A 24922-nucleotide genomic window follows, 5' to 3' on the forward strand; every position below is an offset into this window, starting at 1 on the left:
CTATTTGGATGCGCAGACCTTCGCATTTTTATAACTGTGTTGCCCCTCTATGTCTGCTTCTTCTGCACGCAAACGCGCGCGTCGCACGCTGCTGGGCACGCTGCTGGTGTATGGTCTGCTGGTGGCTACGCACCTGGGCGAGTTCTGGCCGTTTAGCATCTATCCCATGTTCTCGCAGGGAGGCAACGACTGGTCGCGCGCCGTTGTGCGCACGGTGCCCGACACGCTCAGCCCCGACTGGCAGACGGCCACCGAAGCCGAACAGCTCCCCGGTACGGGCTTTCCGCTTACCAAGCACGGCATTGACCCCATCGACCTGTCGAATTATGTGTCGAAGACAGAGACGTGGACGCCCGCCCGCACCAACGGGCTTCGCACGATGTTCGGGGCCGAGGCCGAGCAGCACACGTTTTTGGTGATGCGTGTGAACGGCGCCATAACCCAGCAAGACTCCGTTGTCGTGGAGTACGTCCCCTACGCACTGGTTCGCAACGACGATGTGGCGCTCAACCCCTCGCTTCCGCGCCCAACTGACGGTACGACCACTCTCCCATGACGCTTGAGTAGACGCCTTCTCTAACGAGGACTGATCCGCATCCCCCTGTTTGTATTTGACTTGCCATGAACACGCTCCGCTCGTATCTAACGTTCGACTCTGCCGGATCGTGGAACCTGTGGCACAACCTGTTCGGGTTCGACGAGCAGGAAACGGCAGGCGATATTGTCTTTTTCTGGCTTTTTGAGCTGTTTATTGTAGGAAGCACCATGTCCTGGGCCTGGTATTGGGCGCAGTACATTCCACGCATTAGCGACATTGTGCTGCCGCTGGGCATCGCCAACTACCTCGATGTGTCGTTCATGTTTAACGGCACACTGCCATATGTCAACGCGGCGCTTATTTCGGGACTGGCTGTGCTGGGACTGCTGCGCGTGCATCGCTATGCGTACATGGCAGCGTTTCTGCTACTGCATCTTCAGTTTGCATCTCGCTACGTGCTCGGCGAGATTCCGCACAGCTCCAATGTGCTTGGCATGGCCGTGCTGGGCTTTGCCCTGGCGCTGATTGTCTTTCAGCGGGCCGCCCACCGGCGCAGGTTTGTGATCGGATACAACTACTTCTTTATCGGACTCGGCTACACGCTGGCGGGGTTCTGCAAGCTTATTGGCACCGGTATCTTCTGGTCGGATGGCCGCCACCTGTGGATGTGGATCCACGAGAAGGGCATCGATGCGTTTGCCAAGTTCGGGGTGCTGGAGTTCAACTGGCTGCAGGAGGCCGCGCTAAGCAGCTTCTCGGTGGCTACGCTCTTTCTTACGATTGGGCTGCTCTCGGAACTGGCTGCTGTGCTCATGTGGTGGCGCCCCTTGCGCACGCCGGTGGTCCTGGCTGTACTTGGGCTGCACGTTGGCATCTATCTGGTGATGGGAATCATGTTTAGCATCACGTTTGCCATTCTCGTTCTGCTTGCGCTGCCGTGGGCACGGTGGATCGACGCGGCCCTTCCGGATGCGTGGGCCCAGCGCATCCGCGAACGCGCCCATGCCGCTGCTCCTGCCAATGCGCGTGCAAGCCGTGCGCCTCAGGATGCCGGTGCCGAGCGCGCCTGAAACAGGTCGTACTTGAACGACACGCGCAGGTACTGCTCAAAGGCCTCTTGCATGGCAGGCGTAAGCTGAAACCGCGGATGGCCAAACATATCGCCTTTTACGTAGTGGTGCCAGGCGTACAGCAGCAGATCTTTGGGCGTGTTGCGCATGCGGCGAATGAAGTGATCCTTCTCCCACAGGTTGTCGCCATGAAAGTAGCGCAGGTACAGGTAGCTTTCTTCGCGCGGAAGAATGTGGTAGCGCTGCTCGCGCCAGTCGTTCACGTAGTCGGTGTCGCTGGTGCGGCGCAGATTGGGGTAGCGGATATCCGCATCGCGCCGATGCATAATGGTGGGCGGTACGCCATTCGGCAGCACACCAATGAACGGATGGTCGAAGAAGTCGGTGCTATCCACATGCATGAGCGTAGCCTGTAGCGTGCAGGCGTCGTACCCGTCGTTGAGCGCCGCCGCCTGGTGGGCCAGCCGGTCTGGATGCGACCAGTCATCGTCGTCCCACTGCGGCACCACATAATCACCGCTGGCCAGATCCAGGGCCTGGTTGCGCAGCGAGCCAATCCACATATCGGGCGTGCGCTCCACATATTCATAGACCACATCGCCCTCATCCCACTCAGCCACCAGGTCGTCAATCGGGTGCTCCAGGCCATTATCGAGCACCACCAGTTCCTTGTTCGGATACGTTTGCGCCCGGTAGCAATGCAGCGCGCGCTGCACGAGCGTGGGGCGATCTGCCGTTACCAGCAGACAGCTTACAAGTGGGTGGGCGGTAGAGGATGCATCAGGCACAGCCATGAGCACAAGGTACGCGTTAGACGAAAAAGCAGACAGCACGTACCGTGTTATATGGATGCCATAGCGCCCGGATTCCCCGTCAATCGGACTCGCACTACCGCTTTACCACCTCGATATTCACCGTATGTCCACAAGGCATAGGCCGCCTGTTCACGGCCCGCATTTCTATTTACCGCCATGTCAACTATCATACGTATTCGCGTTTCGTTTACTGATTGATGCCTGTTCCCTATGGCTCGCACGTACGACCAAATCGAAGTGGGCGACTCCTACTCCATTCAGCGGTTTATTTCGGCGGAGGATGTCGACACGTTTGCCGACATTACCGGAGACGATAACCCGGTGCATGTAGACCCTGACTATGCCAAAGAGCACTCGCGCTTCAGCAAGCCGGTGGTGCATGGGGTGTTTTTGCTTGGGCTTATCTCAAAAGTGCTGGGACGTGACTTTCCGGGCCACGGGAGCATTGCTGTCGGCATCTCATGCCGGTTTCTGCGCCCGGTGCCTGTTGGGTCGGAGGTTACCGTTGAGATCCAGGTAGCCAGCAAGAACGAGGAGCGCCAGCACGTCAAGGTGCGCACCTACATCTACCTGGATGGCAAGATGGCGCTCGGTGGCGAGGGCACCGTCATTCCGCCCTCCCCCGAAGACGTGGCCTGGGCCGAGGCGCACGAAAATGAACCTCACGAAGATGAGACCACGTAGTGGCTGGTCGGACGCAGGGGCATCCTCCATTCCATCGCACCGCACAGGGGCTCTGCCCAGTTCTTCTATCCGTTTGCATCCTACCGCGGTAGCTTAAGCATCTGCCCGGCTTCGATCGTCTCGTCAACGCCGACCTGATTCATGATGGCCAGGTCTTCGAGCGTCATGCTATCGGGCAGCGTGGACGAATCCACAAACGACCGGAACGGACCGCTCCGATCGGCTTCTTGCTGATAGAGACGCGTAGGCTGCCGGTTCAGCTTATCGGGTTGCGTGAGCGGAGCAAACCCTTCGATGGTGCGCACAAAAGCCGCGCGATAGGTGTCGTACTGGGCGCCGCTGGTCAGCGCCTGAAACATGAGGGGCGTGCCCTCATGCTCGAAAAAGTACGCCAGCACGCGCACCGTACTGCCATTCTGCTGCTGCCCCTCGACCAACGCACGCTGTGCCGTAACGCCGTTGAAGCGGCGCGTATCTTGCGAGACGACGGTAAGTCCCTGCTGGCTCACGAACGACTGCACCGCCGCTTCCGGCGTGTCTTCCTCCGCAAACGTGAGACCAATAAGCGCGTCCTCGTTGGGACTCACCATCACTACCTGCTGCGTCTGGTTGACCACCTGATACGACGTGGGCACCGGAAACTGAAAGCGCAGTTCAGGATGGTAGAACGTGTTGTTTTCGGTGAAGCCCTGTCGCGGGTCATTCCCGACCACGATGCCGTTGATGGCGCTTCGGTAGGCCGGTTCGTTGCGCTCTGTCATCGACGCACGGCTGCGCCACTCCTCCGCCATCTGGCGCACACGCACCTCGCGGTTTCCGGGATCAGGGTGCGACGACTGCCATGCAGGCAGCGCTTGCCCGCTCTGGTCGCGCTGTCGCTTCAACGCTGTAAAGAAGGCCGCCCCCTCGCTTGCTTCATATCCAGCCAGAGCCGAATACTCGACGCCCAGCGCATCGGACTCACGCTCGTGGTCGCGGCTGTAGCTGAGCGAGATGAGCTGTGCTGCAGTGCCGCCCAGGTTTAGAATCTGACTTCCTGCTTCGCCACCCAACACCGACTGCCCCACCACGGCTCCGCCCAGGAGCCCAATTTGGGTGAGCTGCTGCCGGGCGGCACGCTGCGAGGCATGGCGCGCGGCTACATGCCCGATTTCGTGGCCCAGCACCATAGCCAACTGCGCCTCGTTGTTGAGATGCGCCAGGAGCCCGCGCGATACGTAGATGTACCCAGCTGGCAGCGCAAACGCATTCACGATGGGACTGTCGAGCACGCGAAAGGTGAACTCGGTATCCCGAAACTGCTGTGGCGTGTCGGAGCGGCGCATGTGGCTCTCGGCCAGCACCCGGCGCGCGACCTCATCCACATAGGCGCTTACCTCTTCGTCATCGTAAACGCCGTATTGCTGCTGGATCTGCTGGTCGGCCTCGCGGCCCAGCTCAATCTCTTCCTCCCAGCTATATCCCAGCGCGCGGGTATTGCCCGTTACGGGGTTCATACCGCGCGTGCATCCACTGGCAATAAACACCAGCGCAAGCGCAAGGACCGGCATCCACGAATACAGACGTGCAGGATGCCTGCCCAACAAGCGTACAGAAAACGACATAAGACACAGGGGTTAGTACAAAAAGTGCAAAACGGAGCGAACAGCGCGCTATGCTGAAACGTCGGCGTGTGCAGGTGCAATGCGAACGCGGGCCGCGTCGTTCTTCGTATCCACCTGAAAAAGGCGGTGGTTCGCTTCGTCGAATGGCACCGTGGCAGCAAATGGCGCCGACCGCGTGGCCGTGATGAAGCTCTGCCCGATGTCGTTGGACTGCAAGAGCTGCATGAACACGTTGGTGCGCTCGGTGTCGAGTTTGCCGAAGGCGTCGTCGAGCAGCAGCAACGGGTGGCGCTCCAGCGTATCGCTCAGGTAGAAGTACTGGGCCAACTTCAGCGCCATCGCAAAGGTGCGGTGTTGCCCCTGCGAGGCATAGCGCCGCACCTCCAGGTCGTTCAGGCGGAAGACGAGTTCGTCGCGCTGCGGCCCGACGAGGGTGGTGCCGCGCTTGTACTCATGATCTTGCTTCTCAGCGAGCCGGGCGCGAAAGGCATCGGCAATAGCCTCGGCGTTGCCCTCTTCATCAGTCGACACATCGGCCAACGTATCATACGTAATGGTGGGCTCCTCGGCCACTGCCTCAATGCGCTCGTAGGCGTCTTGCAGGTAGTCGGTAAACGTGTGCAAGAACGTCTGGCGGCGCGCCACCACCTGGCTGCCCAACTGCACAAGCTTCTGCGTCCATGGCGCCAGCAGAGCCTCGGGCGGTGGCGCGGGCTTTTTGCGGTACTGCCGCAGCAGTTCGTTGCGCTGCTTGCGCGCGCGGCGGTACTTCATGAGCGTGTTCATGTACGCCGGATGCGCCTGACTCAAGATGTTGTTCAGGAACCGGCGGCGCTCGTCGGGGCCCTCGGCGGTGAGGGCGTGATCCTCGGGCGAGAACACGACCACCGGAAGCTGCCCCACAATGTCGGCCAGGCGGTCCAGCGGCGCATCATTTACAAACACCTGCTTGCCCTCGTGCGGCACGTACACCAGCTTCGCCGTCATCGGGCGGCTGCGTACGCCGCTGAACGTGCCTTCCAACTCAAAGTACGGCGCCTCTTGCCGCACTGCGTACGTGTCGTTCGAGGCCACAAAGCTTTTGGTGAGGCACAGGTAGTGGATGGCCTCCAGCGTGTTGGTTTTGCCCACACCGTTCGCCCCCACCAGCACGTTCACCTTGGGCGCAAATGCGACTTCGGTGTGCTTGTGGGCACGAAAGGAACGAATACGGAGCGAGTCGAGCGTCATGGGCGGACGAGAGCCGTGCAAGAAAACGAGACGTCTTAAACGACGCACGCAGCGTCCGGTTTTCGAGGAGATGCGGACGGCACGTCTTTCCTACACCATGGCAGGTTGCATCACTCAACTGGATTTTCAAGTGCCACTTTTGTACGTTTTCGTGCAATGTGTTCTCTTGAGGCGGCACTTCGCATCCACCAGCGAAGGCGCAATCCTACGCATTGCCCGATACTACGCTCTCCGGCCCGACGCAATCTCACCACCACGCCCACAACGAATGGGCGACGCATGGGGCGGCGTCAACTCCCGTCACTTTTTTCTTCATCGTCCTCTTTCTTGAGGGTGTCATCATCATCGTCATTATCTGGACCATTGGGATCCCTGTGCCCACCGTTGCCTCCTCCGTCCGCATATACGCATCCTCCCAGCGTGGTTGCTTTGTTATTCCAGATATCCATGATAACCCTCAAGGCATGAAATAATTGCTTTTTCTAATGTATGTATTATCAATGAACAAGCACTCATTGTTTCATGCACTGCGTCGTCTCTATGCCTATGCGCCGTTTTGGGGCATCCCCTTTATTGTGGGTGTCTGTCTTGCGGCATGCGTAGCAGCGCCTCTGTATGGACAGTCCCCCGATAGTGCCTCATGCGATAATTTATTGGAACGGAGCGATTCATTATCCACAAGGTCGTTCACCAGTGCGTGGTATGGCGATACCGATGCCATTGCGCCGCGATTGGATGCACGCTACGCTGTTCTCAAACGCGCAGAGCTGCAATGCAATGGGGACGCGAAGGCCGAAGCCATCGCGGAGAAGGCGTATGTGGAGGCGCAGCGGCGCGACTTTGCAGCGATGACCTCTACCTTCAGCACCTTCTTCGAACAATACGGGCAAACCCCTACCGATACGTCCACAATCACAAAAACGGGATTTAGAAGCGTCCACCACTACTACGCGTTTTTGCACTACCACACGGGCGACCTGGCCGAGGCGGCCCAAGGCTACATTCGAGCGCTTGAGGTCACCCCTGAAGAGAATATCACACAGCGCATCAATCTTACTGAAAGCCTGGCGCTGATGTACCAGCGGATGCGCGACCGCGATGCTGCGATGCGTGCCTATCAACGTGCCCTCAATTGGACCGAACAGCTGGATTCTGAAACCGACACGTATCGGCGGATGCGGGCTCTGCTTCTTTTCGGGCTCGCGGGCATGCAGGCCGAACTGGAGGCAGAAGACAACCCGGACGTCTGGCGGTCCGTTGCGGCCAATCTGCGCGAAAGTTTGGATCTTGTCTCCGACCCCGGCACGGTGTTTCAAGCCAACCGCTTGAGTGCCTTGGGAGAAGCACACGCCAATCTGGGTGATATCGACACGGCGCTTTCATTGAGCACAAAGGCTCTTGCCGAAGCCCGGGTGGCGGAATCGGATCGCACCCTGGCGTTTTTGCAGCATGTGCATGGCAGCATTTTAATGATGGATGGGCAGTTTGATGCGGCAGAGCCGTACCTGCGGCGCGCCGTTGAGGCCCAGCCCGAACGCCGCTACGAAGACCGCCGCCGCGTTTTACAACGCATCGGGATCCTGTACGAACGACGTGGCGATCTCTCTGCAGCAGCATCCTACTACCAGCAGGCCATTGAAACCGTTGAAGACTACCGCTCGGGACTCCGGGCCACCGAGTGGGCGGCGGCTGCGTTCGGCGGCTGGCAGACTGCGTATCGCGGACTGGCGCGTGTGCAACTGCTCCAAAATAATCCCGAAGACGCGCTGCAGACGTTGGAGCGCACCCGGGCGCGTCATCTTGCCGATCTGCGCCTGGAAGCCGACGTGGCTCACGCCATGGCCCCTGAGCAGCGCGTGCGTTACGACAGCCTTACCCAGGTGCTGCAGGCTGTGCGTTCTGAACGGAGCCGCACCGATAGTCCGGTGCGTGCCATTCAGCTCCGCCGCCGCGAAACTGAGGTGATCGCTACGCGCCAGGGGCTGCTCAACTTGCCCGAAGCGACGACCGCCCCACTCTCTACTATCCAAGACACCCTGGCGGCGCAAAACCGCGTGGCCGTGTCGTATATGCTCGATGAGGGTGAGGAGCGGTTTGGGCGTGCAGCACAATCCCACGCCTTCGTAATCACCCCCGACACCGTCCACGCCGTGCCGCTCGATATCGACGAATCGACCCTGAACGAGAAAATGGCTGCGGTCTCCCCCTGGCTTGCGAGCGGGCAGGAAGACGCGCGTCCATCCACCGGGGGCATCGGCAGCACCCAGGTCGACCTGCATGCGCTGCACGACGTGTATCAGGCCGTCATTGCCCCCGTGGCGCCCCACCTGCCCAAGGACGCCTCGCTCACCGTCATCCCCGACGGAGCGCTCTTTCGGCTTCCCATCGCCATGCTCGTTTCCGAGGCCCCGCAAAGCCGCTACGACTACGCATCGGCCCGTTTTCTGGTTGAAGACTATCCGCTGTCCAGGCAGCTCTCGCTGTCGTCCCTTACCGACGGATCCGAGACGCAGCGCCGCCCGCTCGACATTGCTGCGTTAGGGCGCTCCGAGTTCGGCGAGGTGATGCTCGGCTCGCTCCTGGCCGAGGCCGTACGCCCGCGCTCAATACAGGGAACTCGAGGACGCGTAGGCTACCACTTGCCGCCGCTGCCAGGGGTGGAACGCGAGCTTCGGAGCGTCGCTGATCTCTTCCGGAACGGACGCATGCTGCTCAACGACGAGGCTACACCCAAGGCACTGAATGACCTGATGGGCGAGGCCACCATTCTGCATCTGTCGTCCCATGCGCTCGCAAGCCCCCAATTGCCGCTCCAGAACGCGTTCGTGCTCTCGCCGTCCAATACCGCCGATAGCACCGACAGCGGATTGCTCTACCTGCATCAGCTTCAGGGGCAGTTCGCGTCGATTCCCCTCGTCAACCTCAGCGGCTGCGAAACTGCACAGGGGGCGTTTCATGAAGGCGAAGGCATGCGCAGCTTACAGTACGCCTTTCGTGCCGTTGGCGCGCGCGCCACGCTCTCTAACCTGTGGCCCATCGACGACGATGCCGCGGTCACGCTCAACGAATCCTTCTACGATCATGTGCGCAGAGGGATGCCCAAAGACGCCGCCCTGCAGCAGGCCCAGCTTCAATACCGGCGCATGCATCCCGACCAAAGCCCGTTCTTCTGGGCCGGTACGATGCTGCACGGCTCGCCCGCTCCGCTCGCAGTTTCAGGGCCGCCCCGCTGGTGGCGCTATGCCGGTGCGCTCGTCCTGTTCGGGATGATCACGCTCGGAGCATACGGGTGGCGACGCCGGACCGCATAGCTGTCTGCCGCCGTTAGTGCTGCATCGTTTGCTGTTTGGATTCATCGGCTCTGCCCTCCATGCCTGCTTCTTCCTCGCCCAACGCATCACCCTCTGATGAGGCGTCGCTCTCCGACGACCTAAAGACGCGCGCCACCGAGCAGCGCAACCCGCACTCGCAGCACATCGACACCGCCTCCACGCACGAGATTCTGGAGATCATCAGCACCGAGGACCACCGCGTGCCCATTGCCGTGCGGCGCGAGCTGCCGCGCATCGCTGAAGCCGTGGATGCCATTGTTGACGCCTTTGAGGCAGGCGGACGTCTCCTGTACGTGGGCGCAGGCACGAGCGGACGCCTCGGCGTGCTGGATGCGTCGGAGTGTCCGCCCACCTTTGGCACCGACCCCGAGCAGGTGCAGGGCCTCATTGCCGGGGGGCGCGAGGCCGTGTTTCGCTCGCAAGAAGGCGCCGAAGACCAGCCCGAGGACGGCGCGCAAGCGCTTCGCGAGATCAACTGCACGGCCCGCGATGTGGTCTGCGGCATCGCCGCCAGCGGACGCACGCCGTTCGTGGGTGGGGCACTGGACTATGCCCGCGAGTTGGGTGGCACCACCGTCTACGTAGCCTGCACCCCGCCCGACACCCTGAACGCCGAAGTTGACGTTGCCATCTGCCCTATCGTCGGGCCCGAAGTCATCATGGGCTCCACCCGCATGAAAAGCGGCACCGCGCAGAAGATGGTGCTGAACATGCTCACCACCGCCAGCATGATTCGGCGCGGCACCGTCTACGAAAACATGATGGTTGATTTGCAGCGCACCAGCACCAAGCTCGTGGAGCGCGCGCGCCGCACCCTCATGATGGCCGCCGACACCGACTACGCCACCGCCGAGCGCACCTTGCAGGATGCCAATGGGCACGTCAAAACCGCGCTGGTTATGCTCTTGGGCGAGGTCCCGCTCGACACCGCCACCCGCCTGCTTGACGCCTCCGACGGCTTCGCGCGCCCGGCCATCCAGGAAGCATTGGCTTTGCGGTAACCTGCTGATTTCTTTCGTTTCACGTGGAACAAAATCGGCCCTCAGCGCCGCCAAAGGCCGTTTTCGGTGAGTGGCCTGAGCTAACAAATGCCGCCTCTTTAGGAAGCGGTTTTTATGATGCAAGTAGGTGATAGCACGGCAGGCGTCTTCGTTTCGGAGGGCATTACACCTTCGCGTTGGGCAGGCGCAGGCTGTTTTTTTGGAGATGCGATACACACAGCCTGTTGCATCGCTGGATCGCCTAACAGAGGCGGCGGCCTCTCCGAACTCCCTATCTCGGCTGCACAGCACCCCAGCCCGAGGCGCCACCCATCGCATCTCCAACACCTTTTTTGCGGATGTGAACGAATCTCTCAATCCGCGTTCCGGTTGCTGTATCGCATGCATCATCCCACTGCTTCGCATACGCGCTGTCGGGCTCGCCTGGCATGCACGCGGGGCTGCTCCGCTTCCAATACGTCCTGTATCCTGTGGCTCTTTCCGATCTCGTTCGTCGCGTTGAAACTGCTCCTGTCCTTAGCGACCTGCGTCCGTGGGTGCGCACCGCCCAATCATCCGATGCGCTCAAGATAAAGCGCGCCGCCGGATCGTTCTCGGCCCTGCTGCTGCACGCGCTGCGTAGCGATCCGGGTCGCCCACTCTGCTGCGTGGTGCCCACCGAAGATCAGGCGGCCTACGTGCAGAGCGACCTGGAGCACCTCGCCGGCAGTGATCGCCGCATCGTGCGCTTTCCGGCCACGCACCGCACGCCCTACGACACCGGCGCCCTCCGCGACTCCAGCCCGCTCGTGGCCCGCGCCGATGTGATGCAGCAGCTCTCCGACCGCTTCGAGGGCGTCGTCGTCACCAGCGTCGAAGCCCTGAGCGAGCGCGTGCCGCCCGCCTCCGAGGTCGACCACGACACCCTCGCCATTGCGACCGGCGACGCGTGGGCGCTCGACGCGCTGGTGGAGCGCCTTGTGGACCAGGGCTTTACGCACACCGAGTTCGTAGAGCAGCCCGGCGACCTCGCACGGCGCGGCGGCATCCTCGATGTGTTTCCGTACTCGGGCGCGCACCCCATCCGCATCGAGTTCTTCGGCGATGAGATCGACAGCCTGCGCGAGTTCGATGTGCAGACGCAGCGCTCCGTAAGCCAGCGCTCGGAGGTTCGCCTGGTGCCCAACCTGGAGCGCGATGCCGCCGACCGCCAGGCCGTCGCGTTTCTGGAGCACCTGCCCCCTGACACGGTCCTCGCTACATTCGACGAAGACCGGCTCATTGAGGATGCCGAGGCCCTCTTCGACACCGCGGTCACGCGCTATCAACAGGCGCTCGACCGGGCCCAGGACGCCCCCGACGATGCGACGGACGAGGCCGATGCCGCCGACCTTCCGCATCCTGAAGACCGATTCCTAACCGCCGATGCCCTGCGCCAGCACCTGCAACAGCATCCTCGCCTGCTTTTTGGCACGTTCACGCACGGCACCGACCCTGCAGGCACCGAGACGCTCGACGCGGGCGGAGCGCCGCAGCCCTCGTTCAACAGCGAGATGGATGTGCTGCGCGATCGCCTGAAGCAGAACAGCGAGCGCGGACTCGACACCTTTATCTTATGCGACAGCCACGGCCAGGCCCGCCGCCTGCGCGACCTGCTCGAAACCGACATCGACCATGGACGCGCCCGCCTGCAGGTCGAGTCGCTGCACGAAGGGTTTGAGCACGAGGCTCTTGGCCTCGCTGTCTACACCGACCACCAGATCTTTAACCGCTACCACCGCCCCTCCACCAAGCGGCGCCAGCAGCGCACCGGCGGACTCAGTCTGCGCGACATCGAGAACCTGTCGCCCGGCGATTTTGTGGTGCACGTTGACCACGGCATTGGCACCTTTGCCGGGATGAAAAAGATTACCGTGCGCGGCAAACAGCAAGAGGCCGTGCGCCTCAACTTTGCCGATGGCGACGTGCTCTACGTCAACGTCAACGCCCTCTACAAGCTGAACAAGTACAGCGGGAAAGAAGGCCATCAGCCGCGCCTCACCAAGCTCGGATCGGGCCAGTGGGAGCGCACGAAGGAGCGCACCAAGTCGAAGGTCAAAGACATTGCGCGCGACCTGATCGAGCTCTACGCCAAGCGCAAAGCCTCGAACGGCTACGCGTTCTCCTCGGATACGGTGTGGCAGCAGGAGATGGAGGCCAGCTTCGAGTTCGAGGACACGCCCGACCAGGCGCAGGCCGCCGAAGAGGTGAAGCGCGACATGGAAGATCCCGTGCCCATGGATCGCCTCGTCTGCGGCGATGTGGGCTTTGGCAAGACCGAAGTCGCCGTGCGTGCGGCGTTCAAGGCGGCCCAAGACGGCAAGCAGGTGGCTATTCTCGTACCCACCACCATTCTGGCCCAGCAGCACTACGACACGTTCAAGAAGCGGCTGGGGCGCTACCCGGTCACCGTCGACATGATCTCGCGCTTTCGCACCAACGCCGAGCAGCGCGACATCCTGAAGCGCCTGAAGGCGGGCAGCCTCGACATTCTCATCGGCACGCACCGCCTCACCTCCGAGGACGTCGAATTCAACGACCTGGGGCTCTTCGTAATCGACGAGGAGCAGCGCTTTGGCGTCAAGACCAAGGAGGCGCTCCGCGAGGTGCGTGCCAGCGTCGACACACTCACCCTTACCGCCACGCCCATTCCGCGCACGCTGCAGTTCTCCATTTTGGGCGCGCGCGACCTGTCGATCATCGCTACTCCGCCGCCGAACCGGCAGCCTATCATCACCGAAATCCACACCTTCAACCAGGACCTCATCCGCGACGCCATTCTCTACGAGCAGAGTCGCGGTGGACAGGTCTTCTTTATCCACAATCGCGTCAAGACCATCAACGAAATTGCCGAGATGGTGCGCGGTATGGTGCCGGGCGTGCGCATCGGTGTCGGCCACGGCCAGATGAGCGGCCCAAAGCTGGAGCGCGTCATGACCAACTTTGTCGAGAACAAGTACGACGTGCTCATCAGCACCAGCATCATCGAGAACGGGCTCGACATCTCGAACGCCAACACCATGATTATCAACCGCGCCGACCACTTTGGAATGGCGGCGCTGCACCAGCTCCGCGGACGCGTGGGCCGCTCCGAGCGCAAGGCGTTCTGCTACCTGCTCGTGCCCAGCATCCACAGCATGACCGACGATGCCCGCCAGCGCCTGCAAGCGGTCGAGGAGTTCAGCGATCTGGGCAGCGGCTTCAGCCTCGCCATGCGCGACCTCGACATCCGCGGCGCAGGTGCGCTTCTGGGGGCCGAGCAGAGCGGATTTATCGGTGAGGTCGGCTACGAAACCTACCACAAGATCCTCGACGACGCCATCAAAGAGCTGCGCCAGGACGAGTTCAGCGATGTGCTCGATGACGAAGACATCGCGCCGCCCGCGCCCGACACCACCGTCGATGTGGAGGAAGACGCCTACATCCCCGACGACTACCTCGCCAACAACGTCGAGCGCCTCAACCTCTACCGCCGCATCAGCGACGCCCCCGACGAAGAGACCCTCACCGATCTCCGCGACGAAATGCGCGACCGCTTTGGCGAGCCCCCGTCGCCCGTCGAACACCTGCTCACCGCCGCCGAACTGCGCATCCGCGCGCAGGCGCTGCGCCTCCCCAAAGTCGTCTTCAAGAACGAGCGGCTCTTCCTCTACCTGCCCGCCAAGCCCGCCGACCCGTACTTCTACGAGCAGGTGTTCCAGCCGCTACTCGAACAGCTCGCGGACCTCGACCGCCGCTACGTGCTCAAAGACGACGCCAAAAAAGACATGGTCCGCGCCATCGTCCAAGACACCCCCACCCTGCTCGACGCCCTGGTCGTCATGGAAGAACTGCAACTCGACAAAGCCACCGTCCCCGCCGAAGCCGCCGCGTAACCGCGCGCTGTTTCGGTTTAGGGGGAACGCCCAGGTTCGCGCTGTCGGGCGCCACGCATCCCAGCTTCAGCGCTTCGTCTCTGTCCCAGCATCCGGCCTCGCAGGCGTAAGCTCTTGCCCTGCCGCAAAGACCGACGCGACCACGGGAAGTCGGGTAGTGGGAAGACTTTAAATGATAGCCTTCCTGATAAAAACCTTTCCTGGGTCGAACGGTCCCCCGTTCGACCTCCGTCAGTCGCGCCGGAGACGTCCGCGCCGGGCGGCGCTCCCAGCACCGAAAACGTTCGACAGAAGTTCTCCGGCTACTGGCACGTTCACTCCATCACTTATAATTGAACCACTGCTGCGAAACGGAAGCATAGACCGCCACGATAGGGCACAACCCAGCGTTACTTCTTTTACACAGCACCTCCAGTCATCCCGGCCCCCGAGCCAGGATCCACGCCTTCGGATGAACACACTGTTTAAGGTTCGCAACCGCATTGTCAAACTGAGACGTTCATCTTGCCGCTATGATGTCTCATCAAGGCCAGCAAGGTCATACTGGACAATAGCAGGGCGAGGGGCGATTTGAGTTGCATACAATGTCCTCGAACGATCTCCCAGCGCGATGCCCTGCACAGGTGCATCCAGTTCGTACACCCCAACCAGTTCACCTGTCCAGCTTAAGACATGAACCCGGGAGCCCGCACCGGAAAGCGTTTCGTTACGCGACTTCCCAGCATAGAGCGCGTAAATCCGAGACGAGTCAGCAGCAATGTCGAGGTAACCCGACCAGGTCTGATCTGTAGTCTGCATAGTAGGCTCACCACGGTAGGTAGCAACCTCAAACACAGGCTTTTTTTCACCTGGTCCCTCTACAATGTACTTCAAGTCACCCTCAGCATCATAGATCTCGACCCGATCTGCGTACCGAGTAGCCAATGCGAGAGAGGACCGGTCTGGCGATGTTGTCATGTATGCGTGATAAGCATGCTGGCGAACGGCCTCTGGCACCCCATCATGTTCAGGAAGTGAGGGGCCCGCAACATGGTGCAGCGTTCCTTGGTCGGGCGCGAGGTACGCCAGTCGTCCCTCTTCATTGAGGAATCCTGGGCTTACCACGAGTGAATCTCCTAACCAATGAGGAGCAGTCAGGGTAAACCCGATATCGAATGAGATTAGACTATCACCTAAGGCGTGCGCTCCCTCTACGTAGTCTGGTACATTGATTCGGGTCAGCCGCAAGCTTGTCATGTCGTATATCCACGCGTCGCCTGCGGCGTTGGTACCTACATCAAACGACCAGATGGACTGAAACTCCCCAGGACCCTCTCCTCGTCCTTCAATAGAGCTAACATAAGTGCCATCTTCTGCACGCAAAATATGAGCAAAAGGGTTTCCTGAAAAGTCCGCAACGAGCAGGTAGTCCCCTACGCGCTCTATGGCGTGGGGGCGTCCAAGCACGTCGGATTCAGAAAGGCGCTCTCCATCCAACTGAATGACATCATCCGTAGCGTAGCGAATCGCAGCCGTACGAGATGTACGGATCCCCTGTTCAGTAGAAGATTCTGATCTATTTTCTTGGCACCCGATGATCAGACTCAAACAGAGTAAAGCAAGAATTGGACGATGCAACTGGCGACTTTGAACTATCATACTCTTTGACCGAGTTGTTATAATTTTACTCAACATTAGAAGCAATCTAAAAAACAGAAGGGACAAGCAATTCATTGCTCGTCCCTTCTGCATGTAGTGTATTGGGCAAACAGTAGACTGCGAAATTACTCCTTAATTGGCTGCACTCCACTGCAGGAGCCCGAGTTAAACTCGTAACCTGGATAGTTCTCACCGTTCAGTCCACAGATCGCATTGGCGGGGCAGCACGACCCGTCTGCACAGGCTACATTTGGCCCCCAATTGCCGCTATTTGTAGCTGAGCCACTAAAGTCAAAAGAAAAAAAGGAGAGTAAGAGAACCATCACAGTCGCCACCGACCACCTGGTAATGCTTTGCTTTAAGTTCATAGCGATATCAGTTTTGTCTTGATTGGTGCATTCACACTTCTTTGCTATTCAATAATTCTTTTTTTTTCAACCATGCGTATTATTTCGTTACATGAGTGTTAACTTTTGACTGACTTGATGTCCTGTCAAAGCAAAAAGATCGACGCTGCGATCCTTCCACCTGGAGGCGTCAGGATGACCTTCGGGTGGAGGAAATGATCGGTGAAATGTTTAGATCGCCCAACACCCGCAGCCGTCTGTCTTGGCAGATCTACGGTCCCGAATCACCAATTTCGCACTCCGCATCCGAAAACGCCCCCTCAGATTGGCGCACAGCGCACGATCTCGCCCGAATCCAAGGCCCAGACCGAACAGTCCCCCGAACGGCATAATGACCATCCTCCGCCGCCTGAGCGAACCTCCTTCCGATTGCCCCCCCAGCTTGGAGGCTGAATACCTGAATAGCCGTTCACAATACTACAACTTTTGCGGCTTGCTATACTTGGCAGAGATCCGTTAGTTAGAACATGATTCAATCAGTTCTCTTTCGTGTTGTCGGTTCTGACAACAGAGATAATCGCCTTTCGTGTTTTTAGCATCTTCGCTCACATGTCCATGTTGACCCACACAAGAAATCTGCCTGCCGTTGGCCTCCTCCTGCTTGCCACTGCACTTTTCCTGACCGGCTGTGACCTGTTTGGCAGCGACGACGGATCTGCGGTGGATGTGGGCATTGTAGAATGGGAAACCGATGCATCCAACAATGCTTCTGCACAGACTTACAGTGCATCAGGAGAACCATACACCGAAGATTTTGAGCCTCTCACAGCCCCCGATACGGTACAGGTGGGGGAGTCATTTGAGGTGGAAGTCCGAACGGTTGCTGCTAATGGATGCTATGAAGCAGACCGCGTGGAGACGGAGCGAGACGCGCTTCTTATCGAAATCACGCCGTATGACCGCGATCCAACAGATGCCGAGACGGCGTGCCCCCATGTCATCGGATTGCTTAAGCGCACCCTCAATCTTCAGTTCGACACGCCCGGCGATGCGCTCATTCGCCTGAACGGGCAGCGCGTCATTGGTAACGACTTCTCGAACCGCGATGACACCGTCATCGAACACGACGTGGTCGTGGTGGAATAGCCTTCTATGCGCACCTCACACCCAATCCATACTATGTTGACTCACATTAGAACCTCACTTGCCGTTGGCCTCCTCCTGCTTGCCGCTTCATTTTCCCTGACCGGCTGTGACCTGTTTGGCAGCGACGATGGATCTGCGGTGGATGTCGGGGTCGTAGACTGGGAAGCTGAGCAGGCTTCGGTGGAAACGCCTGCATCATCAAAGCTGAATCTGGAGACCTTCGAGCCGCTCACAGCGCCCGACACTTTTCAAGCAAACACGACATTTGAGGTAGTCGTACGAACGATCACAGCAACCTCATGCTATGAGGCAGCGCGTACGGACATCGACACAGACGACGCCCGTGTCGTCGGAATCACGCCTTATGATCATGACCCGACTGCTTCAGACGTCGTCTGTCCTGATGCTATCAGCACGGTTGAGCGAACGCTCGACCTCCAATTCGATACACCCGGCGATGCACTCATTCGTCTGAACGGGCAGCGCGTCATTGGCAACGACTTCTCAAACCGCGATGACACCGTCCTCGAACACGACGTGACCGTGGTGGAGTAGCACCGCGCCAGTTCACTCACGGGGCCAGTGCTCGTCGATAAACGCCTGCACCGCCTGTCGATAGGCCGACTGATCGGTGCGCATGGCGTTGTGTCCACCCTGGATGTCCACAAACGTCTTGGGTTCGGAGGCGGCGGCGAAGAGCGTGCGCCCCAGGTCGTACGGCACGACCTCATCGTCGGGGCTGTGGATCATGAGCACGGGCGCGTTGACCTGCGCAATGCGGGCTGCATTGTCAAACTCGAAGCGGCTTAGCCAGCGCACAGGCAGAATCGGATAGGCCCGCGCGCCCACATCCGGCAGCGAGGTGAACGCCGATTCGAGGAGCAGTCCGCCCGGCGCGGTGCGCGCGGCCAGATAAGTGGCCGGGGCACTGCCAAGTGAGCGTCCGGCAATGAGAATCGATTCGGAGGCCACGCCTCGCTCCTCAGTCAGGTGCTGCCACGCGGCATCGGCATCACGGTAAAGTCCGTCTTCGGAGGGCGACCCGGTGCTTTGCCCGTAGCCGCGATAGCTCGCGAGTAGCACGTTCATGGTGTGCTCGTGGAAGAAGCGGGCGGTGTCGAGGCGTCCCGAAATGTTACCCGCATTGCCGTGAAAGAACACCACCGTGCCGCGCGCCTCCTCGTGCGGAATCCACCAGCTGTGGAGCGTCTCGCCATCGGCGGTTGAGATCGACACGTCTTCGTACGCCAGCCCATACGCATCTGGCGAAGCCAGCATTGGGGACGTTGAAAAGAACACCAGTCGGTGTTGAAACACGTACATCAGGGCGACAAGCGCTATGTACGCTCCGATCGGAATCAATGCGAGATAGAGCACAGTGCGCACAGCAGACGTGGGGGCAAGGACCAGGTACGAGGTGCCTGTCAAACGAGTACCGCGCTGTGTGGGGTTTCAAAGCGGGTTGCTAAGATCGCCACGTCAGTCGCTCTACTGGTGTGTCAGCCATGAATGTTGTAGTGCGGGCGAGCGTTTTCTCGCAGTCTGACCCATCAGATGTGTTTTTTCCGGCTCTGTGACGTCAGGTAGCCTTGTCCGAAATGATAATTAGGGCCGAAATAGATCTGACAGGTCTCCGAAGACCTGTCAGATCTCTACCGTCATAATCATGCGTGAGACAGCACCACTCCTTTTTCGCGATGACACAGACGGTGCATGTAATCCAGGAATGCATCGCTGGATGCGCAGCGGCTACTTCGCGGCCAGAATCTCCACTTTTTCGACCTGCGGCGGCTCGGTGAGGAGTTCGTCGGCGCGGGCAAAGAGCGCTTCGGCAATCTCGCCATCGAGGTGCGCCTGGCGACCGTCTTCGCCTGCAAACGTATCAAAAATGCCGAATGTCGATTCGTCGATCTGGAGCGCGTACCAGGCGATGGTTTTCTCTTCGGCCTGCGCAGCGGGGAGCGCCTCTTTCAAAAAGGTCTTGAGTTCGTCTTCTTTGCCGGGCTTCGCGTGCAGACGAGCCAGGAGCGATTTCTTTTCGGTAGCCATTGTTACGTGTCAGTTTGGATCAAGAAAATAGACACGGTTTCTACCTTATTGCGTGTTGTCACGTTCAATTTCATCTGTGACGAGCCTGCGATAGATGACCTATTTGGGCACCTGCTCGTTTGTATCTGCCGACAGTTACGAGCGCTGCACGACCAGCATGCACTTCTCCGCAAAGTAGCCCGGGTGCTGCGCGGCGTCCTGGAGCAGCGCGTGCAGCGGAATCTGACGAATGCGTACGCTGTCGTCCTGTGCCCGAAGCGCAGCAATCTCTTCGGAAAGATCACCGCCCTTCAGCGTGATGAGCCCCGGCGCCCAGTCGGTGGGGCCAGGGTCGGCGGGCAGTTCAGCGGCGGCGCGGGTGTGCCACTGCCACAGTTCGGCCAATGGCGCGGTCGCGCGCGAGACGGAGTAGTGGGCGGTGTCGGGCCAGTTGTCGGCGCGTCCATCCCACGCAAACAGGTTGTCGAGCCCCAGCCGCCGGGCCATGCTGCGTACGGCGCGCATCTTCTTGCCAACTGAATCGACCGCGATCACCTCGGTATCAGGGTAGGCAATGGCGAGCGGAATAGCCGGAAGGCCGCCGCCACTGCCCCAGTCTACGATGCGCGCTCCGGCGGGAAAGTCGCGCACCCGTAGCGCCAGCGTATGCACAATGTGCCGCTCGGTGATGGCATCGGTCGTGTCGGGGGAGATGAGGTTCAGCGTCTCGTTGTAGCGACGCAGCAGGTCTTCGTACGTCTCCAGTTGCGCGCGCTGATCGCCGGTTAGATCGTGGTACGGGTCGAATGCGTCGGTGGTGGGCATGACGTTATGCGAGGGTGGGGTCATGGGTCATGCGGGAAAGACGAAGAGAAAAAGAAAGGAGCCCATGCCATACGATCCGCGCCGCCACAACCGCCAGTCCATGCGGTTGCCCGATTACGATTATGGGCAACCCGGGACGTATTTCGTGACGATATGCACCGCCGACCGTGCCCACCTGTTCGGGCATATTTCGGAGGGCGTGATGCGTTGCAACGACATCGGCCAAATTGTCGAGGACGAATGGGAACGCACCCCGGAGGTCCGTTCCAACGTCAAATTGGATGCGTACGTGGTTATGCCCAATCATATGCATGCCATTGCCGTGATTACGCACCGGATGGTCCCCAGGGGCGAATCGCAATTCGCCCCTGGGGAACGAAAATTTGAATCGCCGTCGCATACCGTGGGGGCCATCGTCCGTGGATTCAAGGGGGCCGCCACGCGACGCATCAACGTGCATCGGGGCACGCCGGGCCAATCGGTCTGGCAACGCAATTACCATGTGCGGATCATACGGACGCAACGGGCCCTGCATCGCATCCGCCGGTACATCAAAAACAATCCGGCCCAATGGCATCGCGACCACGACCGGTAGGGGGATTACGCCCCCACCGCCGCATCCTCGGGCACGCCGTCGCCGGAGGGCAGGGGGCGGTCTTTGGGCAGCGGCTCGACGCCTTGCTGCTTGAGCAGCACCATGAGCACCGAGATGTCCGCCGCACGCACACCGCTCACCCGCGAGGCCTGACCCAGGTTGTCGGGCTCGACCTTGCTCAGCTTCTCGCGGGCCTCAATCGAGATGGTGTCGAGCGCGTGGTAGTCGAAATCGTCCGGGATCGGCCAGCGCTCCTTCTCCTCCATCTCTTCGACCATCTGCTGCTGGCGGTCGAGATAGCCCTCGTACTTCAGGTTAATCTCTACAAGCCGAGGCGCACGTAGCATCCCAGGCGCCTCGGTTACAAGCTTGCTCCACAGCCCCGCATGGCGAATCAGATCCTCCGTATCCACCTGTGGACGCTTACAGATCTGCAAGATCGGTCCGGCCTGGTCGATGGGCGTGGTGCCCACGGATTCGAGGTAGTCGTTGACCTGTTCGGGCTGTACGCTGGTGGATTCGAGGGCCCGGCGTGTTTCGTTGATGGCGCGCTCTTTGGCCTGCATGCGCTCGTACCGCTCGTTGGACGCGAGTCCGAGGCGATAGCCGAGTTCGGTGAGACGCTGGTCGGCGTTGTCCTGGCGGAGCAGGATGCGGTGCTCAGCACGCGAGGTGAACATGCGATACGGCTCGTCGGTGCCCTTCGCAACGAGGTCGTCGATGAGCACGCCGATGTACGCCTCCGACCGTTTCAGCACAATCGGGTCGTGCCCGTTTAGCGTGTGTACGGCGTTGATGCCCGCCATGAGGCCCTGCGCTGCCGCCTCCTCGTATCCGGTGGTGCCGTTGATCTGCCCGGCAAAGAAGAGGCCGTCAACGTACTTCGTCTCCAGGCTGTACTGAATCTGATACGGCGGGAAAAAGTCGTATTCGATGGCGTAGCCGGGGCGCAGCATGTGGGCGTTTTCCATGCCGGGAATGGTACGCAGCGCCTCGAACTGCACGTCTTCGGGCAGACTGGTGGAGAAGCCGTTCACGTACACCTCGTGGGTGGTGTACCCCTCGGGCTCGATAAATATCTGGTGACTGCTCTTCTCGGCAAAGCGGTCGATCTTGTCTTCGATGGAGGGACAGTAACGCGGCCCCTTCGCCTCGATGCGTCCGGCGAACATGGGGCTGCGGTCGAAGCCGGTGCGCAGCAGATCGTGCGTGTCGGGCGTGGTTTCGGTGAGCCAGCAGCTCAGTTGCTCATCGACGGAGGGCAGGGCATCCGTCATGAACGAGAACGCGGTGGCATCCGGATCGCCGGGCTGCTCCTGCATCACGCTGTAGTCGAGTGAGCGGCCGTCCACGCGGGGTGGGGTGCCGGTTTTGAGGCGTCCGCTCTCGAAGCCAAGCTCGTTCAGGCTGCCAGTAATGCCGCGCGAGGCCCGCTCGCCCATGCGTCCGCCCCCGAAGTTGGTCTCGCCGACGTGAATCACGCCGTTGGCAAAGGTGCCGGTCGTAAGCACCACGCGGGGCGCGTAGAACGTCTTGCCCAGGCTGGTGGTGACGCCCTCGATGCGCGATCCGTCGTCGGTCGTGGCCAGGTCGACCACCTGGTCGGCGCGCATGTAGAGATTGTCGATGGATTCGAGTTCCTCGCGGACAGCAGCAGCATAGGCGTCGCGTCCGCACTGCGCACGCGGTCCCCACACCGCCGGCCCTTTGCTGGTGTTGAGCATCCGGAATTGGAGTCCAGCGCGGTCGGTGACGCGGCCCATGAGTCCGCCCATCGCATCGATTTCACGGGCGATGTGCCCTTTGCCGATGCCGCCAATGGCCGGGTTGCACGACATCTGCCCGATGGTGTCGAGCTTCAGCGTGATGAGCAGCGTGCGTGCGCCCATGTTGGCCGCGGCCGCCGCCGCTTCAGAGCCCGCGTGGCCGCCACCCACGACGATAACATCGTAATTGAAGTAATCCTGCATAACTGGAGGGTTTGAGCAATCCGCTACAATGAGACAGTCACAGGAAACGACGGCACCCGGTAGGAAGATTCAAGCGCGCCGCTTGCGTTGCAATCTTAACGTCTGCCTGCTACTCTTCCGTACCTGTTAGGCCGAACGTGATCCTCTCCAGGCAGTCATCTCGGACAAGGCGCTCCTGGCGCCGCTGATCCGGGATCTTTTGTGGCTTTCCATGACAATCATTCGCCCACACTACCCAACCATTGACCTGTTTACATGGTGTCATCTTGAGCGGCGCGGCTCCGCCAAGGAGACGCGGAGTCGAAAGATCTCCCCCAAGGTTGGCAGGGCCTCTGTGCCGCCGTATCTGCTAAACACCAGGGAGATGGTTCGACTGCGCTCACCATGACAGGCTTCGTGGGAGGGTGATTACAGGGCAACCATCAAAATGAGGGTTGACACAGCACTACCTAATCTTCCAACTCGATGCCTTTTAGTTCACACCAGCTACGAAGCTTAGACTCTGTGCGGTCTGCTTCGAATTGGTACCACTCTTGGAGCAAGTCTTCTCGTTTCAGCAAATCCTTGAAGCGCGCGTAGGCTCCTGGGGCATTAAAAAACAGTGCTACCTGGGACATCTCCTCTGGAATATGTATCCGAACGAATGTACGGACTAACCGATACCCGAGGTTTAAATCATTCTTGTGCGGAATCTGAATGTAGTCGTCCGTACTGATAACGTTCTCGGGGGGCGTGTCGAACATATCATCATCGGCATACGGAGAGTCATAATAAAGCGTCTCTGTCTCCTTTGAGAGATAGGCCTCATTGATATACGGACGATCGCTGCTGACAAAGTCAAAAGCAAATGCTATGTCGTCGTATTTCACTTTTATCGCCATTGGATATTGAACGCAGCGCATGAAAATAAACGTGTCTTGCGGCCTGGAGGGATGTCAACCTTCGTGCCCTGAAACGGCGAAGCAGTGTTTTATGAGCTCAGGCTGTATCGCTCAGGAGGGCTTTCGTAGGTCACGACTCGATTTGTGCCGGAAACGACGGCACCTGCCGTGAGGTGTCTCGCGCGCCGCTCGCATCGTAAAACGAGAGCGTGCCCTCGTGGTCGCAAAGCCACACTTCCTCGGCCCCAGCCTCAAAATAGAGCGCCCGCTTCGCCTCCATCTCGGCCTCGGTGTTCGTGGGCGAGAGCACTTCGACACAGATTTCAGGGGCGATGGAGGCCGCGTAGTCGTCGTGCACCTGCTTCCAGCGCGCAGAAGAGAACCACGCGACATCGGCCACCTTAATGCCGTCCTCTGTTTCTACCGCTGCTTCAGTGACCACGCGCCCGTCGCTGGTGCAATTCATGAGCTGCGTTGCGATCGTACTCTGAAAAGCACCGTGTTTGAGATGCGTCGGACTCATCACAATCTGTCCGTAGGCGTTGGTTTCGATTTTGTACGGTAGGTCCTGCAGCGTGGGATCGTTGCACACGTCCTCCCACGTGCGTTCTGTTGTTGGTTGTGCTTCGCGGGTAGCCATTGGAGCGTCCGTATCGTTCAGGGGGATGCGAAAGCGTAGTTGGCCCGAGCAGGAATGGCGGCAATCGTGTAAGGCCTTTCGTTAGATCACGACTCGATTTGTGCCGGAAACGACGGCACCTGCCGTGAGCGGTCTCGCGCGCCGCTCGCGTCGTAAAACGAGAGCGTGCCCTCGGCGTCGCAGAGCCACACCTCCTTGGCCCCGGCCTCGAAATAGAGTGCCTGCTTCGCCTCCATCTCGGCCTCGGTGTTAGCAGGCGAGAGCACTTCAACGCAGATTTCAGGGGCGATGGGCGCGTCGTAAGCATCCTTGATTTTTCCCCATCGCTCCACCGAACACCAGATGGCATCGGCGACCTTCGTGCCCTCGGTGGTGCGGATGGCCAACTCAACCGAGACCTGTCCATCAGGCAGGTGATCTTCAAGCAAACGAGCAATTCGGTATGCGTACTTTCCATGCCAGGCATAGGTCGGACTCATCACGATTTGTCCGCGGGCGTTGGTTTCGATTTTATACGGCAGATCCTGCAAGCTGGGGTCGTTGCAAAGCTCGGCCCAGGTGCGGGGCGCCGTGCGTGATGCAGACGGCATAGCGCATGGCGTATCAGGATGAAGATTTCGTGGGATGCAAAGCTAACGAGCGGCCCCGTGCATGCGATCCGCATCCCGAACAGAACCCGCCTCCT

Annotated in this window: 21 protein-coding genes; 9 read left to right on the forward strand and 12 right to left on the reverse strand. The window is 60.0% G+C overall.

From position 1 onward, the window contains the following. Window positions 1-49 precede the first annotated feature (49 nt). Both CRI93_RS03230 and CRI93_RS03235 read left to right on the forward strand, forming a co-directional pair. On the forward strand, window positions 50-556 hold the full coding sequence (locus CRI93_RS03230; protein WP_098061179.1) for a hypothetical protein: 507 nt from the start codon (window positions 50-52) through the stop codon (window positions 554-556). Between the two features lie 65 nt (window positions 557-621). After that, window positions 622-1608, forward strand: a complete 987-nt coding sequence (locus CRI93_RS03235) for a hypothetical protein (RefSeq protein WP_176521654.1) — start codon at window positions 622-624, stop codon at window positions 1606-1608. Here the strand turns inward: CRI93_RS03235 and CRI93_RS03240 are convergent. Then, complete coding sequence (locus tag CRI93_RS03240) at window positions 1581-2402, reverse strand: glycosyltransferase family A protein (RefSeq protein WP_098061180.1); 822 nt, start codon at window positions 2400-2402, stop codon at window positions 1581-1583. The genes CRI93_RS03235 and CRI93_RS03240 overlap by 28 nt on opposite strands. 231 nt (window positions 2403-2633) lie before the next feature. Between CRI93_RS03240 and CRI93_RS03245 the strand changes: the two genes are divergently transcribed. Continuing rightward, window positions 2634-3107 carry a MaoC family dehydratase gene (locus tag CRI93_RS03245; RefSeq protein WP_098061181.1) on the forward strand — a complete coding sequence of 158 codons (474 nt, stop codon included), beginning with the start codon at window positions 2634-2636 and terminating at the stop codon, window positions 3105-3107. Between the two features lie 80 nt (window positions 3108-3187). On the opposite strand, the gene CRI93_RS03250 is transcribed toward CRI93_RS03245, so the two are convergent. The 3 genes from CRI93_RS03250 to CRI93_RS15285 form a co-directional block, all read right to left on the reverse strand. Beyond that, window positions 3188-4711, reverse strand: a complete 1524-nt coding sequence (locus tag CRI93_RS03250) for a M48 family metalloprotease (protein ID WP_245850284.1) — start codon at window positions 4709-4711, stop codon at window positions 3188-3190. Between the two features lie 48 nt (window positions 4712-4759). Further along, window positions 4760-5941: a DNA replication/repair protein RecF gene (recF, locus tag CRI93_RS03255; protein ID WP_098061183.1), complete on the reverse strand. Its 1182-nt coding sequence runs from the start codon at window positions 5939-5941 to the stop codon at window positions 4760-4762. 290 nt (window positions 5942-6231) lie between these two features. Then, window positions 6232-6390, reverse strand: coding sequence for a hypothetical protein (locus CRI93_RS15285; RefSeq protein ID WP_176521655.1), 159 nt, complete (start codon window positions 6388-6390; stop codon window positions 6232-6234). A gap of 282 nt (window positions 6391-6672) precedes the next feature. Here CRI93_RS15285 and CRI93_RS03265 point away from each other — a divergent pair, with 282 nt between their 5' ends. From CRI93_RS03265 to mfd, 3 genes are all read left to right on the forward strand, one after another. Further along, entirely contained in the window at window positions 6673-9252 is a 2580-nt protein-coding gene (locus CRI93_RS03265) for a CHAT domain-containing protein (RefSeq protein ID WP_176521656.1), read from the forward strand. Window positions 9253-9311: 59 nt separating this feature from the next. Next, the gene (murQ, locus tag CRI93_RS03270; protein ID WP_098061186.1) at window positions 9312-10274 is read left to right on the forward strand and encodes an N-acetylmuramic acid 6-phosphate etherase; all 963 of its coding nucleotides are present in this window, start codon (window positions 9312-9314) and stop codon (window positions 10272-10274) included. A gap of 470 nt (window positions 10275-10744) precedes the next feature. Continuing rightward, window positions 10745-14167 (forward strand): transcription-repair coupling factor, encoded by a 3423-nt coding sequence (mfd, locus tag CRI93_RS03275; protein WP_245850287.1) that lies wholly within the window; start codon window positions 10745-10747, stop codon window positions 14165-14167. Window positions 14168-14677: 510 nt separating this feature from the next. On the opposite strand, the gene CRI93_RS03280 is transcribed toward mfd, so the two are convergent. Then, complete coding sequence (locus tag CRI93_RS03280) at window positions 14678-15754, reverse strand: BF3164 family lipoprotein (protein WP_176521657.1); 1077 nt, start codon at window positions 15752-15754, stop codon at window positions 14678-14680. Window positions 15755-16767: 1013 nt separating this feature from the next. Between CRI93_RS03280 and CRI93_RS03285 the strand changes: the two genes are divergently transcribed. Both CRI93_RS03285 and CRI93_RS03290 read left to right on the forward strand, forming a co-directional pair. Next, window positions 16768-17298, forward strand: a complete 531-nt coding sequence (locus tag CRI93_RS03285) for a hypothetical protein (protein WP_141491542.1) — start codon at window positions 16768-16770, stop codon at window positions 17296-17298. Between the two features lie 33 nt (window positions 17299-17331). Next, complete coding sequence (locus CRI93_RS03290; RefSeq protein ID WP_141491543.1) at window positions 17332-17853, forward strand: hypothetical protein; 522 nt, start codon at window positions 17332-17334, stop codon at window positions 17851-17853. A 12-nt stretch (window positions 17854-17865) separates the two neighbouring features. On the opposite strand, the gene CRI93_RS03295 is transcribed toward CRI93_RS03290, so the two are convergent. From CRI93_RS03295 to CRI93_RS03305, 3 genes are all read right to left on the reverse strand, one after another. Beyond that, entirely contained in the window at window positions 17866-18684 is an 819-nt protein-coding gene (locus CRI93_RS03295; protein ID WP_098061306.1) for an alpha/beta hydrolase, read from the reverse strand. A 363-nt stretch (window positions 18685-19047) separates the two neighbouring features. Beyond that, entirely contained in the window at window positions 19048-19347 is a 300-nt protein-coding gene (locus CRI93_RS03300; RefSeq protein ID WP_098061191.1) for a putative quinol monooxygenase, read from the reverse strand. A gap of 135 nt (window positions 19348-19482) precedes the next feature. After that, entirely contained in the window at window positions 19483-20151 is a 669-nt protein-coding gene (locus CRI93_RS03305) for a 16S rRNA (guanine(527)-N(7))-methyltransferase RsmG (RefSeq protein WP_098061192.1), read from the reverse strand. A gap of 64 nt (window positions 20152-20215) precedes the next feature. On the opposite strand from CRI93_RS03305, the gene CRI93_RS03310 reads away from it, so the two are divergent. Beyond that, complete coding sequence (locus CRI93_RS03310; RefSeq protein WP_098061307.1) at window positions 20216-20746, forward strand: transposase; 531 nt, start codon at window positions 20216-20218, stop codon at window positions 20744-20746. A 5-nt stretch (window positions 20747-20751) separates the two neighbouring features. On the opposite strand, the gene mnmG is transcribed toward CRI93_RS03310, so the two are convergent. The 4 genes from mnmG to CRI93_RS03330 form a co-directional block, all read right to left on the reverse strand. Then, on the reverse strand, window positions 20752-22716 hold the full coding sequence (gene mnmG / locus CRI93_RS03315) for a tRNA uridine-5-carboxymethylaminomethyl(34) synthesis enzyme MnmG (protein ID WP_098061193.1): 1965 nt from the start codon (window positions 22714-22716) through the stop codon (window positions 20752-20754). 449 nt (window positions 22717-23165) lie between these two features. Continuing rightward, a complete protein-coding gene (locus CRI93_RS03320; RefSeq protein ID WP_141491544.1) occupies window positions 23166-23585 on the reverse strand; it encodes a hypothetical protein in 420 nt (139 codons plus the stop codon). Window positions 23586-23727: 142 nt separating this feature from the next. Further along, window positions 23728-24237 carry a Uma2 family endonuclease gene (locus tag CRI93_RS03325; protein WP_098061195.1) on the reverse strand — a complete coding sequence of 170 codons (510 nt, stop codon included), beginning with the start codon at window positions 24235-24237 and terminating at the stop codon, window positions 23728-23730. Between the two features lie 86 nt (window positions 24238-24323). Further along, window positions 24324-24827, reverse strand: a complete 504-nt coding sequence (locus CRI93_RS03330; protein WP_098061196.1) for a Uma2 family endonuclease — start codon at window positions 24825-24827, stop codon at window positions 24324-24326. Window positions 24828-24922: the final 95 nt, after the last annotated feature.

Source organism: Longimonas halophila (assembly GCF_002554705.1).
Classification (GTDB): Bacteria; Bacteroidota; Rhodothermia; order Rhodothermales; family Salinibacteraceae; genus Longimonas; species Longimonas halophila.